Raw genomic sequence first — 15,946 nt, forward strand, 5'->3', positions numbered from 1 at the left:
TCGTGCCACAAACCGGCCGAGCACCCGAAACCGCTTTCCTGAACCTTCCGAGGGCCGCCGAGTATCTCGGTATCTCGCCCAATACCCTTTACGTCTGGCGCCATCGCCGACAAGGCCCTCCGAGCTTCCGGATGGGGCGCCGGGTGATGTACCGCATCACCGCTCTCGACGCGTGGGTGCAAGCCCAGGAGCAGGCCGACTCCAGGTCCAACCTCACGCTCAACCCTCTTGCGCAGAAGCCGCAGCGTCGCACCAAGTTCCCCAAGTAGCGCCCTTTCGAAAAGACCAGGAAAAGAGCGTCCGCAGCCGGGATAAGCACCGGCCGCGAAGTTCGTTGCCACCAACCAGCACGTGACGCAGGTAAAGCACGGAGGACCAACTGAATGGCCGGTTACATAGAAGACCGTTGGCTCAAGAAGCGGCCGAACAAGCAGACCGGCAAACGCGAGCGCACCTCCCTGTACGGCAAAGGTAAGCGGTACCGGGTCAAGGGAATCCCGGGAGTCCAGGACCGTTCCTTCGACACGAGCGAGGACGCCAAGCAGTGGCTCGCCACCGCCAGGACCGACTCCAGTCGCGGCGACTTCGTCGACCCACGCAGGGGCGAGATCTCGCTCGCGGACTACATCATGGGCCACTGGTGGTCGGCCCGAGCCGACGAGCCCTCGACCGCAGGCCCCATGGCCAGCCGCATCTGGAACCACATCATCCCGCTGGTGGGAGACCTCTCGCTGCGTGAGATCGACGCAGCGGCCTTGCGCTCCTTCAAGGCCGCCTTGCTCTCCCGGGTCGAGGAGACGACGGCAGAGGTGATCTGGGGACATCTGTCGTCCATCCTCGGCAGCGCGGTGGACGACCAGAGACTGCTGCGAAACCCCGTAAAGGCCAGGAACAGCGTCAAGCCTCCGCGCCCGACCGAGAAGAAGGCCAAGGCGTGGGCTCGTGAGGTCGTCGACGCCGTTCGGGCAGGCCTCCAGGAGCGCTACCGGCTCGCTGTCGATCTAGGTATCGGGCTCGGGCTGCGCCAGGGTGAGGCCTTCGGCCTCGCAGAAGAGGACTTCGACTTCGAAGCAGGTGTCGTCCACGTGCGACGCCAGCTCAAGTGGGACATCAAGGGACGCCCCTACTTCTCGCTCCCCAAGGGACGTAAGACCCGCGAGGCGCCCCTCCCGCCCAATCTCGCCATCCGGGCACGCGCTCACTTCCGCCGGTTCCCGTCGACGCCCTGCACGCTGCCCTGGCGCAACCCCGAGCCACCGACCACCGCCCTGGAGGAACGCCAGCGGAAGCCGATCACGGTGAACCTGGTGCTGACCACGTCACACGGCAACCGGATCTACTACCGCACCTGGAACGACCGCAGCTGGAAGCCCGCCCTCGCTGCCGCCGGCATCATCAAGCCCGTCGGGGAGAAGGTGCGGCGTGACGGAGGCCGTGTGCGCCGCGTCCCCCTCTACGCCGCCCCGCGGGAGGACATGTTCCACGTCCTCCGGCACACCTACGCGAGCGTGCAGCTGGAGGCTGGCGAGTCGATCGTCAGCCTGTCGAAGTGGCTCGGGCACTCGACGCCGAAGGTCACTCTCGACCACTATGCTCACTTCATGCCCGGCGCAGGTCAGCGCGGTCTCGCCGCCATGGACGCGTGGCTGGAGGACCGCCACCAGCCGAAAGTCCCTGAGAAGTCCCTGCTGGTTGGTTGGATCAAGGAATTCTCCTCAAAACCGCAGGTCAATGAGGTGGTCGCGCCCGGCGCCGACATGTCCGTGAAGTACAAGGAGACGGCCCGGGGCGGGCTGGCGGTGAACATCATCGAGTGCTAGGCCCTGCCGAAGGCCCGCGGGGAGGGGAGGCGGATCACGAGGATCCGCCTCCCCTTCCCCGTCCCGTGGGCGGGTCGGCCGGCCCTCAGCGTGGCGGCCGGTTCAGGGCGGTGGCCGAGACCGCCTGCTGCCACAGCGTGTAGGCGACACCGTCGGCGCTGCGGTTCAGGCCGGTGGCGTTGATGTTGGCGGTGGTGTCGCAGGAGGAGTGGTAGCAGCGGTCGTACGCGGCACCCGCCGTGCCGCCCCACTTGGCCGCCTGCGTCGAGGTCTTGCGGGCGCTCGCGCCCATGGCGTAGCCGGAGGTCGGGATGCCGTAGGCCTCGAAGGAGTAGTCGTCGGAGCGGCCCGCGCCCTCGGTGTTCTCCTCGGGCCGGAGGTTCAGCGAGTCCCAGTACGCCTTCATCGGCGCGGCGGCGGTGGAGTTGACGTGGTTGATGAAGTAACCGCCGTTGGGCGAGGCGACCATGTCGAAGTTGTAGTACGCCTTGATCGCCGAGCGCTGGGCGGAGGTCAGGGAACGGACGTAGAAGTCCGAGCCGTTGAGCCCCTGCTCCTCGTCCGTCCACCAGCCGAAGCGAACGCGGGCCGCCATCGAGGGGCGGGTCTCGGCGAGTTTCAGCGCGACCTCCAGGAGGGTCGCGCTGCCGGAGCCGTTGTCGTTGATGCCGGGTCCGGCGGAGACGCCGTCGAGGTGTGCGCCGAACATGTACACCTTCGACGCGTCGCCGTAGGGCCACTCGGCGATCAGGTTGGGTCCGGCGCCACGGGTGCAGCCTGACGTGCACGCCTGTTCGGTGACGGTGTAGCCGGCCGCCTGGAGCTTGCCCTTCACATAGGCGACCGAGTCGCGGTAGCCCTGGCCGGTCGATCTGCGGTTGCCGCCGTTGCGGCTCGCTATGGCGTTGAGTTCGGTGAGGTGTGCCTGGACCCTGGCCACGTCGATGTCGGGCGCGGCCGTGGTGAGGGTGGGGGCAGGGGAGGCCGCTTCGGCGTCCGGGGGCAGCGCGGCGAGGCCGGCGGCGGCCGTGACGAGCGCGAGGCCGGTCAGGGTCGTTCTTCGTGCTGCTCGCACCGTGTCTCCTTGTGGGGGGTGAGGAAACGGAAGGTGAGGGTCGGGCCTGGGGAGCCGTGCCACCTCACCCCAGATAGTCATGGACACGCCAAGAGCAGGTCAAGCCCCGGCTCGCGACATCGGCCGGATCAGGAGCCTGCACCCGCCTTCCCGGCCGTTGTTCCCCATGGGGCTACCACGCGATAACCGCACACCCGTACGCTGCCGCCAACTCAACGGCAGTGAGGGGAAGTTCGGTGATACGCGGGATGAAACGGCCGGCGGCGCTCGTGGGGGCCGCCGCCCTGTTGGTGGTGGTGCCGGGCAACGCCCGCGCGGCGTCGCCGAAGTTCTCCGAGACGACGGCCATCGGCACGCACAACGCTTACGACAAGGCCAAGTACACCTACTTCGCACAGGCGTTGGACTCCGGCGCCTCGCTGCTGGAGCTGGACGTCTACGTCGACAGCATCAGTCACCGCTGGCGGGTCAGCCACAGCAACCCGCTGGGCAACGACAACAACTGCGAGGCGGCGAAGACCCCGGGCGAGCTGTACAGCAAGAGCCGCAACCAGGACCTCGGCAGCTGCCTGGACAACATGGCCGCCTGGAACCAGCTCCACCCCGACCACCCGCCGATCGTCGTCAAGGTCGAGATGAAGGTCGGCTTCAACGACAACGCGGGCCTCGGACCGGACGAGTTCGACACGCTCGTCGCGCAGAAGCTGGGCAGCAGCGTCTACAAGCCGGCCGACCTGCTCGGCGGGACGTACGGCACGCTGGACGCGGCGGCGAAGGCCAACGCCTGGCCCGCCCGGGACTCCCTCAAGGGCAAGTTCGTCTTCGACCTGATCCCGGGCACGGTGGAGCAGTCCAACCCGTTCGACAGCTACTGGACGGACGAGGAGTACGGCGACCACCTGCGCGACCTGAAGGCGGCCGGCAACATCTCGGCGGCCCAGGCCTTCCCGGTCGTCCTCGGCGCCGCGAACGGCGACCCTCGCACCAGCCGCTACGACGCCTCGATCCGCCCCTGGTTCGTGTTCTTCGACGGTGACGCGGCCACGTACGTCAACAGCGGCTACGACACCTCGTTCTACTCCGCGAACCACTACATCCTGATCACCACGGACGCCCACAACGTCTCACCGGCGATCTCCTCCACCAGCCCGACGGACGCCGAAGTCACCGCGCGTCTGGCCCTGTTGGCCAAGAACCACGCGAGCCTGATCACCTCGGACTGGTCGGCGAAGTCCGCCGCGGTCCTCAGTTCGGTGACCACCCGAAGCTGAGGTTCCGGACCGGCGCTCACGGGGGACAACCTTCACATGCTGCATGGCATCGACGTGAGCGCCTACCAGTCCTCCTCCTACGCGACGAACGGTCTCTCCTTCGTCTTCATCAAGGCGACGGAAGGCCGTTCGTACGTCAATCCCAGACTCGCCGCCCAGACCAAGCACGCCCGGGACGCGGGCCTGGTCGTCGGCTTCTACCACTTCCTGTGGCCCGGCAACCTCACCGCCCAGGCCGAGTACTTCCTCAGCCACACCCCGGAGCGCCGCGGCGACCTCCTCGCCGTCGACTGGGAGACCACCGGCGACGGCACCCACGCGAGCAACGCCGAGAAGGACCGCTTCATCCGCAAACTGAAGGAACTACGGCCGGACAACCGGGTGGTGCTCTACTGCAACCGCCAGTTCTGGCTGAACATCGACAGCACCTCCTACGCCGGGGACGGGCTGTGGATCGCCGACTACGTCACCGCGGGCAAGCCCCGGATCAAGGCCACGTGGCGGTTCCACCAGTACACCAGCGAACCGCACGACAAGGACGTGACGAACTTCGCGAGCAAGGCGGCGCTGAAGGAGTGGGCCACGAGCGCGTGACGCGCTCATGGCCCCCACCGCCCCGCCGGGGTCAGCCCCGGAAGTCCGCCGGGCGTTCCGGGGAGGCTTCCGCGAGGGCCTTGCGTACCGCGTCCGCGCCGGCGCGCAGGCCGTAGACCGGGGTGCCGGGCTGCTGGCGCCAGGAGTCGGCGATGGTGCCGGCGTCGACCGTGTCGAAGCCGAGTTCGTCGATCAGGTCGCGGACGATCCGCTTGGCCCCCTCGTCGTCGCCGGCGACCGGGAGGGCCATGCGCTCGGGGTCGCCCGCGGGGCGGGGCCGGTCCAGGATGTCCTGGGCGTAGGTGCCGTTGAACGCCTTGATCACCGGGTGGCCGAGGTGCTGCTCGGTCCAGCGGCTCTCGGTGAGGCCCTCGTCCTCGATGGCCGCGATCCGGCCGTCCCGCTGCTGCGGGTAGTAGTTGCCGGTGTCGATCACCGCGACGCCCTCGGCCGCGCCGTCCAGCAGGCCGGCGGGCAGGTCCGGGACCGCCTTCAGCGGCACGGTGACGACCACGACCCGGGCGCCCTCGGCCGCCTCCTCGGCCCGGACGGGGGTGGCGCCGGTCTCCTCCGCGAGGTCACGGAGCGTCTCCGGGCCCCGGGAGTTGGCGACGGAGACGTCGTGGCCGAGGGCGGTGAGCCGCCGGGTGAGGTTGCCGCCGATGTTCCCCGCGCCGATGATGCCGATCTTCATGGCTGACCCTCCGGATGGTCTATGCGCGTGCATGCGATGTTCCCGGGTGAACCTCGCCGGACCCGGGCCTATTCCTCATCGCGCGCCGAACGGGTGACAGCCGGTGCCGCGGCGAGGTGCCCTGAACCACCTGGGCCGCCGCTCCCGCGTACCCCTCATTCCCGCTCGCGCAGCAGCTCCAGCGTCCGGTCCAGCTCCGTCATCAGGACGGCCGCCGCCCGGTCCGCGTCCGCCCCGGCGATGGCGTGGACCAGGGCGGCGTGGGTGTCGTCGCCGGTGCCCGGGTCCTCCTCGCGCAGCCGGGTGAGGTCCAGCAGGGTCACCAGGCCCTCCCGCAGGACGGGGAGGAACTCGGTGAACAGGCCGGTGAGCACGGGGTTGTGAGCGGCGGCGACCACGGCCGCGTGCAGAGCGATGTCGGCGTCCACGAAGCCCGCGTCGTCCCCGGCGGCGGCCGTACGGCGGTCCTCCAGCGCGGCCCGCAGCGCCGTGACGTCCTCGGGGGTGCGGCGCCGCGCGGCGAGCCGGGCCGCCTGCACCTCCACGCCCATGCGGACCTCGTAGACATCGGTGACCGCGGCCCGGCGCAGCCGGGCGGGCCAGTCCTCGGCGGGCTCGGTGGCGATGACGAAGACGCCGGCGCCGTGCCGGGGCCGGACCAGTCCGGCCCCGGCGAGGGCACGCAGGGCCTCGCGGACCGTGGAGCGGCCGACGCCGAGTTCCCGGGCGAGGGTGGTCTCGCCGGGCAGCTTGGTGCCGACGGGCCAGTGCCCGGCGGTGATCTGGTCCCGCAGGCGCTGCGCGGCCTGTTCGACCAGCGGGCTGGGGCGGAGGGCGCCGAGCGGCATGGAGGTCACCACCTTGCTGGGGAGACGAGGGTGTGCGGACGGATACTCACTTGTCTGAGGAGCTGAGGTGTCGCTAGCGTACCCGGCATGACACTTCGCGGTCTGCTTCTTCTCGGCTGCCGCGGCGGGGTTTGACGCGACCGGCCCCCCGCCGCGGGGCCCCGCGCTGCCGGTCACCGTCCGACCGAGCCGAGAGGCAGCCGACGATGACCACCACCCCCGTCTGGAACCCCCAGCGGCCCAGCCCGATGCCGTACCACCGCTACCGCCCCTTCCAGGACCGGGTGAGCGTGCCCGTGGCCGACCGGGCCTGGCCCGCCGCCCGGATCGAGCGCGCCCCGCTCTGGGTGCCCGTGGATCTGCGCGACGGCAACCAGGCGCTGGCCGAGCCCATGGACACGCCCCGCAAGCGCCGCTTCTTCGACCTGCTGGTGGCGGTGGGCTTCAAGGAGATCGAGGTCGGCTATCCCTCCGCGAGCCGTACCGACTTCGACTTCGTCCGGCACCTGGCGGACGGCGGGGTGGTACCGGACGACGTGACGCCCGTCGTCTTCACGCCCGCCCGCGCCGACCTGATCGACCGGACCTTCGACGCGATCGAGGGGCTGCCGCGGGCCGTGGTCCACCTGTACATCGCCACCTCGCCGGTCTGGCGGGAGGTGGTGCTCGGCCGCAGCCGGGCCGAGGTGTGGCGGACCGTGCGCGGGGCGGCGGAGCACATGGCCCGGCGGGCCGGGGACGCGCCCGGCGTCCGCTTCCAGTTCTCGCCGGAGACGTTCAATCTCACCGAGCCGGACTTCGTCCTCGAACTGTGCGACGGGCTCACGGAGCTGTGGGACGCGAGCCCGGACCGCCCGGTCACCCACAACCTGCCGGCGACCGTGGAGATCGCCACGCCGAACGTCTACGCCGACCAGATCGAGTACGCGCACCGCAACCTCGCCCGCCGGGACTCCGTGATCCTCTCGGTGCATCCGCACAACGACCGCGGCACGGGGGTCGCCTGCGCCGAACTCGCCGTGCTGGCCGGCGCCCAGAGGGTGGAGGGCTGCCTGTTCGGCAACGGCGAGCGCACCGGTAACGTCGACCTGGTGACCCTCGCACTCAACCTCTACGCCCAGGGGGTCGACCCCATGGTCGACCTCGGCGACATCGACGCCGTACGGGAGACGGTGGAGCACTGCAACCGGCTGCCGGTGCACCCGCGGCACCCCTATGCCGGGGACCTGGTCCACACGGCGTTCTCCGGCACCCACCAGGACGCGATCGGCAAGGGACTGGCCGAGCACGCGCGCCGCGCCCGGGAGTCGGGGGTGCCGAAGGCCCAGGCGCCGTGGTCGGTGCCGTATCTGCCGATCGACCCGGCGGACGTGGGGCGGTCGTACGAGGCGGTGATCCGCGTCAACTCCCAGTCGGGCAAGGGCGGGGTGGCGTATCTGCTGCGCACGCACCACGGCATCGACCTGCCGGCGCGGATGCGGGCCGACTTCGCGCGGGTCGTGCAGGAGGCGACGGACGACAGCGGGCGGGAGGCGACGCCGAAGGAGCTGTACGAGCTCTTCCGGGCGACCTACCTGACGGACGGGGCGGCGGTACGGCTGCATGACTGGTCCGCGTGGGAACAGGCCCCCGGCGTGCACCGCTTCGTCTGCACCCTGGAGGCCGGCGACCGCGTCGGCGACCACGAGGGCACGGGCGCCGGTCCGCTGACCGCCTTCGTCGACGCGCTGGCCGGTGCGGGCGTCGCGGTCGAGGTCCTGGACTTCACCGAGGACGGGACGGCGGCCTTCGCCGAGTGCCGGGTCGGCGGCGTCACGGCCTGGGGCGCGGGAACGGGACCGTCGGCCGCCGTGCACGCGGTGCTGTCCGCGGTGAACCGGGCGGTGCGATGACGGAGCCGACGACGGAGGTGCCGGAGGTGCTGCGCGCCGAGGACGTGCACGTCGTCCGGGACGGGCGGCCCATCCTCCAGGAGGTCTCCCTGACCGTCCGGGCCGGTGAGCACTGGGCGCTGCTCGGCGCCAACGGCGCGGGCAAGTCCACTCTGCTGGGGCTGCTCGGCGCGCTGGTCCATCCGACCCGGGGCACGGTGGAGGTGCTCGGACACCGGCTGGGCCGGGTGGATCTGCGCGAGCTGCGGGCCCTGGTCGGGCACGTCGACCCGCGCCATCCGCTGACCTCGCCGCTGCGGGTACGGGACGTGGTGCTCACCGGGGTGACGAACTCGGTCGAGCCGGTCCCCCGGTGGCGGCCCACCCCGGAGCAGACGGAGCGGGCCGAGGCACTGCTGGCCACGCTGGGGCTGGGGGCGCTGCGGGACGCCCGGTGGCCGACCCTCTCACAGGGACAGCGCGGCCGGACGCTGATCGCGCGGGCGTTGATGCCCCGGCCGCGGCTGCTGCTCCTGGACGAGCCGGCGACCGGCCTGGACCTGCCCGGCCGCGAGCAGCTGATCGATGCGCTGGAGGAGCTGCGGGCGGCTCACCCGGCGCTGGCGACGGTGCTGGTCACCCACCATCTGGAGGAGCTGCCGGCGGGTACCACGCACGCCGTGCTGCTGCGCGACGGACGGGTGCTGGCCTCGGGGCCGGTCGCGTCGGTGCTCACCGGCGACCAGGTCGGCAAGTGCTTCGACCTGCCGTTGACGCTGGCGCGGCACGAGGGGCGCTGGAGCGTGCGGATCCGGCGCGGGGCGTGACGGCACGACGGCACGACGAAGGGGGTGCCCAGGCCGCTCGGGGCGGGCACCCCCTGTCGCCGGCGGGTCACTTGCTCAGGTAGGCCCAGAACTCGTCGAACGACAGCACCTTGTCGCCGTTGAGGTCGCGGGTCTTGATGACGGCCTCCGCGACCGCCTCGGTGACGTTCCAGTCACCCTGCTGCGCGAGGGCGGACTTGAACTCCGCTGCGGTGATGAATCCGTCACCGTCCGCGTCGATCCGCTGGAACTGCTTGCGTGCTTCCTCGATGTCCGCCACCGATCCGCCCCTTTTGGTCGTGTTTCTCATGCCGTGCTGGCGTACTGACGCAGGTCAGATTAACGGCCCGCACGCGAGCGGAGTGCGGCGACCACCCAGGCGAAGTCCTCGGCGTGCGGTGGCGCGGGCTGCCGGTTCACCACGGCGACCAGTTCCCGGTAGCGGGCCACGCGCTCGTCGAAGCCGGCCGTCATGCGGTCCAGTACGTCGCCCCGGTCGGCGTCGCCGAACAGTTCGTCCAGCACCTCCTCGGCCCCGGGTCCGGTGGGGTCCACGCCACGCTCGCGGGCCGGTGCCACCAGCTCCACCAGCCGCTTGGCGAACCACAGCGACCGCCCGCCCGGCTCGCCGGGCCGCCGGTCGGCCGCGTTGAACTCGACAGCCCGGCGCATCTGCGCCCGGAACGCCGGGTCCTGGAGCATCTCGGCCAGCTCCACCCAGGCGTCCACCTCCTCGGGCGTGGGGTCCTCCGCCAGGTGGACGGCGGTGCGCCGCATCCGCTCCCGGATGTCGGGGTCCACGGTGTCGAGCCCGTGCAGCGTCTCCGCCACGAACTCCTCCATGATCCGCTGCCGTTCGGCGGCGGACAGTCGCGCCAGCTTGTTCACGAGTGTCGTCTCCTCTGCGGTCGAACCACGTCGCGCCACGGTGGACAGCACCGCACGGGTCACCTTCAGCGACCGGATCTGCGCGTCCAGCGCCGCCACATGCGTGGCCGCGACCTGGGCCACGGTCCGCTCGCCGGCCAGCACCCCGCGCACGTCCGCCAGGCCGAGACCCAGTTCGCGCAGGGTGCGGATCAGCTCCAGGCGGGCGACGCCACCGGCGTCGTAGAGCCGGTAGCCGCCGGCCGACCGGGTCACCGGGGTGAGCACGCCAGCGTCGGACCAGTAGCGGATGGTGCGCACGCTCAGTCCGGTGGCGCGGGCCAGCTCGCCGATGGTGAGAAGTCCGGTGCCGTCCTCGATCATGTCTGCGAGTCTGGGCCTTCCAGTGGGTGGAGACTCAAGGAGCGGGTTTTGGAGACCTTGCGGGACATTCTCGACGCGGTGGCGGCCGGTGCCTTCCCGCCGGCGGACGGCGGTACGACGATCGTGGCGCAGCCCTCGGAGCGGGACGCCGGGGTGCTGTCCTTCACCGCGCACTCGGTGGTCTTCACCGACGAGGACCCGGAGTGGGTGCGCGCGACGCTGCGCGGCGTGGACTGCGATCCCCTGGCGGCCACGATGCACCCGCGCTTCCTGACCGCCCTCCTGGACCGGACCGGACGCCGGGCCGAGACCGTCGACGCGGTGCTGGTGGGCGACCCGCTGCCGGGTGAGCCCCCGCTCGCGCTGACGGAGATCGAGGACGCCGGCCACCCCCGGATCCGGTACGCCCGGGGGCGCCGGGACGAGGTGCGGGCCTGGGTGGCCGACGGCGGGGTGCTGGTCATGGGGCGTGGGGTCGCCGGGCGGCTGGAGGTGTCGGTGGAGGTGGCCGAGGACGCCCGGCACCGGGGGCTCGGGCGGCTGCTGGTGACCGCCGCCCGGCAGCTCGCCACGGAGCCGCTGTGGGCGCAGGTCACCCCGGGGAACGCCCGCAGCCTACGGGCGTTCCAGGCCGCCGGGTACCGTCCGGTGGGCGCGGAACTGCTGCTTCAGCGGAAGATGCCGGTGTGCCCCAGTGAGTAGCGGCCCGGCTGGGGGTAGACGGCGAGGCCGTGCGGGCCGCTGCCGACCTTGACGCGGGCCAGTTCGGCGCCGGTGCGGGTGTCGATGGCGTACACCTCGGAGTTGTAGCGGCCGGACAGCCACAGCACCTTGCCGTCGGTGGATACCCCGCCCATGTCGGGGCTGCCGCCGCCGGGCAGGCGCCACTTCTTGGTGAGCCGGTTCCGGGTGAAGTCGAAGATCGAGATGGTGCCCTCGCCCCGGTTGGAGATGTACATCTCGCGGGAGTCGCGGCTGACGTAGAGGCCGTGGGCGCCCTTGCCGGTGGCGAGGAACCGGGGCGGGGTGAACTTGTCGCCGTCGAGGATCCACAAGCCGTTGGCCATCATGTCGGCGATGTAGAACAGCTTCCCGTCCGGTGAGATCTTGACGTCCTGCGGCATGGCGCCGTGGAACGGCAGCTTCTCCTGGGCGACCACCTTCATCCGCGCCGTGTCGACCTTGAGGATCTCGCCGCTGAACTCGCAGGAGACGATGAAGTAGCGGCCGTCGATGGAGAAGTCGGCGTGGTTGACGCCGTAGCAGCTGACCGGGAGGGCCTTGACGACCTTCATGGTGTGCGCGTCGCGGAAGACCAGCTGGCGGTCCATGGAGGCCATGACGACGGCGTACTTGCCGTCGGGCGTGAAGTACAGGTTGTACGGGTCGTGCACGGCGACCGGCTTGCCGGCCCGGCCGGTCCGCGGGTCGATCGGGGTGAGGCTGTTGCCGAGGTCGTTGTTGACCCAGAGGGTCTTCAGGTCCCAGGACGGCACGACGTGCTGGGGCTGGCGGCCGACCGGGATGGTCTCGACGATCCGGTAGGTGGCGGGGTCGATGACGGTGACGGTGTCGGAGTTGGTGTTGGGCACGTACACCCGGGAGGGGAAGTCCTTGACCACGGGCGAGAGCCGGTTCGGCCGGTCGGCGGCGTAGAGGTCGGCCGGGTCGTCCACCGGCGGCATCCCCGGCAACACGTCGACCAGCGGCTTCCTCACCTTCGGCTGGACCGGCGCCTTGCTGCCGACGGCCTCGTCCGGGTGGTCGCGGGACCCGCCGCCGCACGCGGAGAGCAGTGTCAGGACGGTGACGGCGGCACCGGCGGCCAGCAGGCGGGCGGCTTTCGAGGTTCGCATCAGCTCAGCAGCTCCGTGGTGGTGACCGCGCGCAGTCCGCGGCGGCCGAGTTCGGTCAGGACGTCGGGGAGGGCGGCGACCGTGTCGGGGTATCCGAAGTGCAGGCTCACCACCGATCCGTTGCGTACGCCGGCGAGGACCTCACGGGTGACGGCGGCGGCGCCGGGGCGGGTGTAGTCGAGCGAGTCGACGTCGTACGACAGCACGTGCGGGTAGCCGGCGGCGCGGGCCAGCCGGGCGACGAGCGGGGAGGCGGCCGGGGCGCGGGAGGGGCGGAACCAGGTGCCGATGGAGCCGGTGAGCCGCTTGAGCCGCGCGGCGCAGTCGGTGATCTCCCGGCGGGCCTCCGCCTCGGGCAGGGTGTTGACGCCGATGTGCCGCTGGGTGTGGTTGCCGAGGTCGTGGCCGCCGTCGAGGATGCGGCGGGCGAGGTCCGGGTGCTGGTCCAGCCAGGTGCCGACGGCGAGCACGGTCAGCCGCGCACCGCGCTGTTCGGCGGTGTCGAGCAGCGCGCGGGCGAGGGCCGGATCCCCCTGGCCGTGGAAGGTGAGGGCCACCTGGGGGCGGGTGCGGGGGCCGTGGGTGATCTGGGCGGGCTGGCCCGGGTAGGCGCGGGGGCCCGCCGGGGGGTGCGCCGAGGACTGCGTGGGGGCGGCCGAGACGGGGGGCCGGGCGGCGTGTCCGGTGCCGCATCCGGCGGCGAGCGCACCGCCGGCGGCGATTTTGGCGCCGGTGCGCAGCACGGCACGGCGGTGGATGGGGGTCACCCGCACCATTTAAGGGGTGATGAGTAAGAAATCGGGCGATTGGTGCCGTGCGTCGAGCGCGGGTCGTCGTGGCTGGTCACCCGGTTCCCGCGCCCCTTCGGGGCGCTTCTAGCGGTCGGCGACCCGCATCTCGAACCATGTCGTCTTGCCCCGCGGCAGCAGGTCGACGCCCCAGCGGTCGGCGAGCTTGTCGACGAGGAACAGTCCGCGTCCGCTGACGTCCAGTTCCTGGACCGGCATCAGACAGGGCAGCCCGCGCGAGGGGTCGCGGACCTCGACCCGGAGCCAGCCGGTGCGGCGGCGCATGCGCAGGCAGAAGACGCGGGCGCCGGTGTGCCGTACGGCGTTGCCGACGAGTTCCGACACGAGCAGGACGGCGTCCTCGGCCAGTTTGGGGGTGAGCCGCCAGGTGCGCAGCACGACGACCTGGGCGAGCCGGCGGGCGGTGGCCGCGGACTCCGGGCGGGACGGCAGCGGGACCTCCGCCTCCGTCGGGTTCCCGAACAGTTCGAGCGCCTTGAGTCCCTGTTCGTCCTCGACCGCGGGTGACCAGCGTGCAACGGCCGCACGGCTGTCTCCCCGCGGCTGTTCGATGCCCTCCAGCCCCGCCATGCCCCCATGATGGCCGTCCGGAGCCGTCTTGGGGGCCGTTCCGGGGGAATACGCCCCTCGCACGCCCCTGTCCCGCGCCCGTCGATCGGCATATGCCGTCGACATGTCGATGTCCGGTACAGCCTGGCTGACCTGCGGCGACGGCTCACTTCCTGGCAATCGTCGGGCTCCCTCGACAAGGCAGGCTTAAGGTTGGGTTAAGGCTCCCATAAACCGCCCCATCGAGGGACCCGAATCAGACGACGCGTCAATTGCAAGGCGACCCGCGGAAGTCGGCGGGGCGTTCACGCCGTTGACGGTCAGACGAACTTGGCCTTGCCCGGCCCCTCCTCCACGAAGCTGCGCATGCCGCGCTCGCGGTCCTCGGTGGCGAACAGACCCGCGAACCAGTTCCGTTCGACGGCGAGCCCGGTGTCGATGTCGGCCTCCAGACCGGTGTCGACGGACTCCTTGGCCGCGCGCAGCGCGATGGCCGGGCCCTGGGCGAGCCGCGCGGCCCAGGCGTGCGCCTGCTCGTACACCTCGGCGGCCGGTACGACGCGGTCCACCAGGCCGATGGCGAGGGCCTCGTCGGCCTTGACCTGACGGCCCGTGAAGATCAGGTCCTTGGCCTTGGAGGGGCCGATCAGCCGGGGCAGCCGCTGGGTGCCGCCGGCGCCCGGGATCAGGCCGAGCAGGATCTCGGGCTGGCCGAGCTTGGCGTTGTCGGCGGCGATGCGGTAGTCGGCGCACAGGGCGAGCTCGCAGCCGCCGCCGAGGGCGTAGCCGGTGATGGCCGCGACGACGGGCTTGGGGATGCGGGCGACGGCGGTGAAGGAGTCCTGGAGGGCGCGGGAGCGGCGGACCATCGCCGCGTGGTCCATGGCCTGCATCTCCTTGATGTCCGCGCCCGCCGCGAACACCCGCTCGCCGCCGTAGATCACCACGGCGCGTACGTCGTCGCGGTCCGCGGCCTCCTCGGCCAGCTCCTTCAGCCGGTCCTGGGTGGCGATGTCCAGCGCGTTCATCGGCGGCCGGTCGAGCCGCAGGGTGCCGACGCCTTCGGCGACTTCGAGAGTGACGGTCATGGAGGTCAGGTTAACGGCCACTAACGACAATGGGCCCGGTGCCGTAGGTCACAGCACCGGGCCCTTACGTCAGACGGGGCTCACTTCTTCCAGTCGGCCCACGACATGTTCCAGCCGTTGAGGCCGTTGTCGGGGGCGACCGTGGCGTCGTGGGAGTTCTTGACGACGACCACGTCACCGATCATCGAGTGGTTGAAGAACCAGGCGCCCGGGACGGAGCTGTCGTAGCCGCCGCGCACGTCGCGCAGGCCGACGCAGCCGTGGCTGGCGTTGTAGTGGCCGGGGGCGTCCGGCGCCCAGTAGTTGCCGTGGATGAAGGTGCCGGAGTTGGTGAGGCGGATGGCGTGCGGGACGTCCTTGATGTCGTACTCGCCGCCGTAGCCGACGGTCTCGCCGTTCATGCGGGTGACGGTGAGCTTCTCGCTCATGACCATCTGGCCGTTCCAGGTGTCGTAGCCGGGCTTGCCGGTGGTGACCGGGACGGTCCTGACGACCTTGCCGTCCTGGGTGACCTTCATCGTGTGCTTCTTGGCGTCCACGACGGAGACCTGGTTGCGGCCGATGGTGAACTTCACGGTCTTGCGCTGCTTGCCGTAGACGCCGTCACGGCCCTCGACGCCGTCCAGGTCGAGGTCGACGGTGACCTTGGTGCCTTCCTTCCAGTACTTCTCGGGGCGGAAGTCGAGGCGGTCGTTGCCGAACCAGTGGCCCTCGACGTCGACGGCCGGCTCGGTCTTGACGCGGATGGCCTTCTCGACCGCGTCCGGGCTGGTGATGCCCCGGGTGAACCGTATGGAGAACGGCATCCCGACGCCGACCGTGGAGCCGTCCTCGGGGGTGAAGTAGCCGACGAAGGTGTTCTTCGGGGTCAGCGTGGTGAAGGTGGAGTCCTCGGCGGCCTCGCGGCCCTCGGAGTCCTTGGCGACCGCGTGCACCGTGTACTTGGTGCCGGCGGCCAGATGGGTCGACGGCGTCCAGGAGGCGCCGCCGCCGGATATCGCGCCCTCGACCTTCGCGCCCTTGGCGTCCTTGACGGTGACCTCGGTCAGCTTGCCCCGGGCGACGCCGACCTTGAGCGCCCCGCTGGTGTCGACGCCGGTGGCACCGGACTTGGGCGCGATGCTGACCGCGGCCGCGGACTGCTCGCCCTTCTGGCTGCCGGCGCCCTTGCCCTTCCCGTCCCCGGAACCGGAGCCCGAGTCGTCGCCCCCGCCGCACGCGGCGAGCGACAGCACCAGGGCACCGGCTATGAGTGCCAGTCCCCCACGGCCTCGCCGCCCCCGAGCCGACGCCCCCGCCACAGGCCGCGTGTTCACGTTGTTCTCCCCTCCAGCGGACCTGGTCAGGCCCGCTCCCCACCACATTGTGCGCGCATATTAACTGCCAGGATTTG

General features: G+C 71.1%; 16 protein-coding genes and 1 pseudogene. 7 read left to right on the top strand and 10 right to left on the bottom strand.

All coding sequences use genetic code 11. The annotated features are described in order from the left end of the window. Nucleotides 1–2 precede the first annotated feature (2 nt). On the top strand, nt 3–269 hold the full coding sequence (locus IE273_RS37640) for a helix-turn-helix transcriptional regulator (protein WP_229887937.1): 267 nt from the start codon (nt 3–5) through the stop codon (nt 267–269). 114 nt (nt 270–383) lie between these two features. Beyond that, nucleotides 384–1,820: a tyrosine-type recombinase/integrase gene (locus IE273_RS37645; protein WP_189819625.1), complete on the top strand. Its 1,437-nt coding sequence runs from the start codon at nt 384–386 to the stop codon at nt 1,818–1,820. A 118-nt stretch (nt 1,821–1,938) separates the two neighbouring features. On the opposite strand, the pseudogene IE273_RS37650 reads toward IE273_RS37645, so the two are convergent. After that, nucleotides 1,939–2,976: pseudogene (locus IE273_RS37650) on the bottom strand (M28 family metallopeptidase); the annotation flags it as partial. Between the two features lie 167 nt (nt 2,977–3,143). On the opposite strand from IE273_RS37650, the gene IE273_RS37655 reads away from it, so the two are divergent. Further along, entirely contained in the window at nt 3,144–4,166 is a 1,023-nt protein-coding gene (locus IE273_RS37655) for a phosphatidylinositol-specific phospholipase C domain-containing protein (protein WP_229887938.1), read from the top strand. A 36-nt stretch (nt 4,167–4,202) separates the two neighbouring features. Continuing rightward, nucleotides 4,203–4,760 (top strand): glycoside hydrolase family 25 protein, encoded by a 558-nt coding sequence (locus IE273_RS37660; protein WP_189819627.1) that lies wholly within the window; start codon nt 4,203–4,205, stop codon nt 4,758–4,760. Between the two features lie 31 nt (nt 4,761–4,791). On the opposite strand, the gene IE273_RS37665 is transcribed toward IE273_RS37660, so the two are convergent. Both IE273_RS37665 and IE273_RS37670 read right to left on the bottom strand, forming a co-directional pair. Continuing rightward, on the bottom strand, nt 4,792–5,487 hold the full coding sequence (locus tag IE273_RS37665) for an NADPH-dependent F420 reductase (RefSeq protein ID WP_189819628.1): 696 nt from the start codon (nt 5,485–5,487) through the stop codon (nt 4,792–4,794). A 122-nt stretch (nt 5,488–5,609) separates the two neighbouring features. Continuing rightward, the gene (locus IE273_RS37670; protein ID WP_189819629.1) at nt 5,610–6,302 is read right to left on the bottom strand and encodes a FadR/GntR family transcriptional regulator; all 693 of its coding nucleotides are present in this window, start codon (nt 6,300–6,302) and stop codon (nt 5,610–5,612) included. A 206-nt stretch (nt 6,303–6,508) separates the two neighbouring features. Between IE273_RS37670 and IE273_RS37675 the strand changes: the two genes are divergently transcribed. Next, nucleotides 6,509–8,194 (top strand): 2-isopropylmalate synthase, encoded by a 1,686-nt coding sequence (locus IE273_RS37675; RefSeq protein WP_189819630.1) that lies wholly within the window; start codon nt 6,509–6,511, stop codon nt 8,192–8,194. Beyond that, nucleotides 8,191–9,000: an ABC transporter ATP-binding protein gene (locus tag IE273_RS37680; RefSeq protein WP_189819631.1), complete on the top strand. Its 810-nt coding sequence runs from the start codon at nt 8,191–8,193 to the stop codon at nt 8,998–9,000. Before IE273_RS37675 ends, IE273_RS37680 begins: the two co-directional genes overlap by 4 nt. A 67-nt stretch (nt 9,001–9,067) precedes the next feature. Here IE273_RS37680 and IE273_RS37685 read toward each other — a convergent pair whose 3' ends face one another. Together IE273_RS37685 and IE273_RS37690 are read right to left on the bottom strand one after the other, a co-directional pair. Continuing rightward, nucleotides 9,068–9,280 (bottom strand): EF-hand domain-containing protein, encoded by a 213-nt coding sequence (locus IE273_RS37685; RefSeq protein ID WP_189819657.1) that lies wholly within the window; start codon nt 9,278–9,280, stop codon nt 9,068–9,070. A 59-nt stretch (nt 9,281–9,339) separates the two neighbouring features. Continuing rightward, nucleotides 9,340–10,251, bottom strand: a complete 912-nt coding sequence (locus tag IE273_RS37690; protein WP_189819632.1) for a helix-turn-helix domain-containing protein — start codon at nt 10,249–10,251, stop codon at nt 9,340–9,342. Between the two features lie 48 nt (nt 10,252–10,299). On the opposite strand from IE273_RS37690, the gene IE273_RS37695 reads away from it, so the two are divergent. Continuing rightward, nucleotides 10,300–10,953 (top strand): GNAT family N-acetyltransferase, encoded by a 654-nt coding sequence (locus tag IE273_RS37695; protein WP_189819633.1) that lies wholly within the window; start codon nt 10,300–10,302, stop codon nt 10,951–10,953. Here IE273_RS37695 and IE273_RS37700 read toward each other — a convergent pair. The 5 genes from IE273_RS37700 to IE273_RS37720 form a co-directional block, all read right to left on the bottom strand. Further along, nucleotides 10,920–12,107, bottom strand: a complete 1,188-nt coding sequence (locus tag IE273_RS37700; RefSeq protein ID WP_189819634.1) for a YncE family protein — start codon at nt 12,105–12,107, stop codon at nt 10,920–10,922. The genes IE273_RS37695 and IE273_RS37700 overlap by 34 nt on opposite strands. Further along, nucleotides 12,107–12,883 carry a polysaccharide deacetylase family protein gene (locus tag IE273_RS37705; protein WP_189819635.1) on the bottom strand — a complete coding sequence of 259 codons (777 nt, stop codon included), beginning with the start codon at nt 12,881–12,883 and terminating at the stop codon, nt 12,107–12,109. Before IE273_RS37705 ends, IE273_RS37700 begins: the two co-directional genes overlap by 1 nt. Nucleotides 12,884–12,982: 99 nt before the next feature. Continuing rightward, nucleotides 12,983–13,591, bottom strand: coding sequence for an ATP-binding protein (locus IE273_RS37710; RefSeq protein WP_189819658.1), 609 nt, complete (start codon nt 13,589–13,591; stop codon nt 12,983–12,985). Between the two features lie 194 nt (nt 13,592–13,785). Continuing rightward, nucleotides 13,786–14,553: an enoyl-CoA hydratase/isomerase family protein gene (locus IE273_RS37715; protein WP_189819636.1), complete on the bottom strand. Its 768-nt coding sequence runs from the start codon at nt 14,551–14,553 to the stop codon at nt 13,786–13,788. A gap of 80 nt (nt 14,554–14,633) precedes the next feature. Beyond that, nucleotides 14,634–15,869, bottom strand: coding sequence for a L,D-transpeptidase (locus IE273_RS37720; RefSeq protein WP_229887940.1), 1,236 nt, complete (start codon nt 15,867–15,869; stop codon nt 14,634–14,636). Between the last annotated feature and the right edge of the window lie 77 nt (nt 15,870–15,946).

Source organism: Streptomyces olivaceoviridis (assembly GCF_014650115.1).
Classification (GTDB): domain Bacteria; phylum Actinomycetota; class Actinomycetes; order Streptomycetales; family Streptomycetaceae; genus Streptomyces; species Streptomyces olivaceoviridis.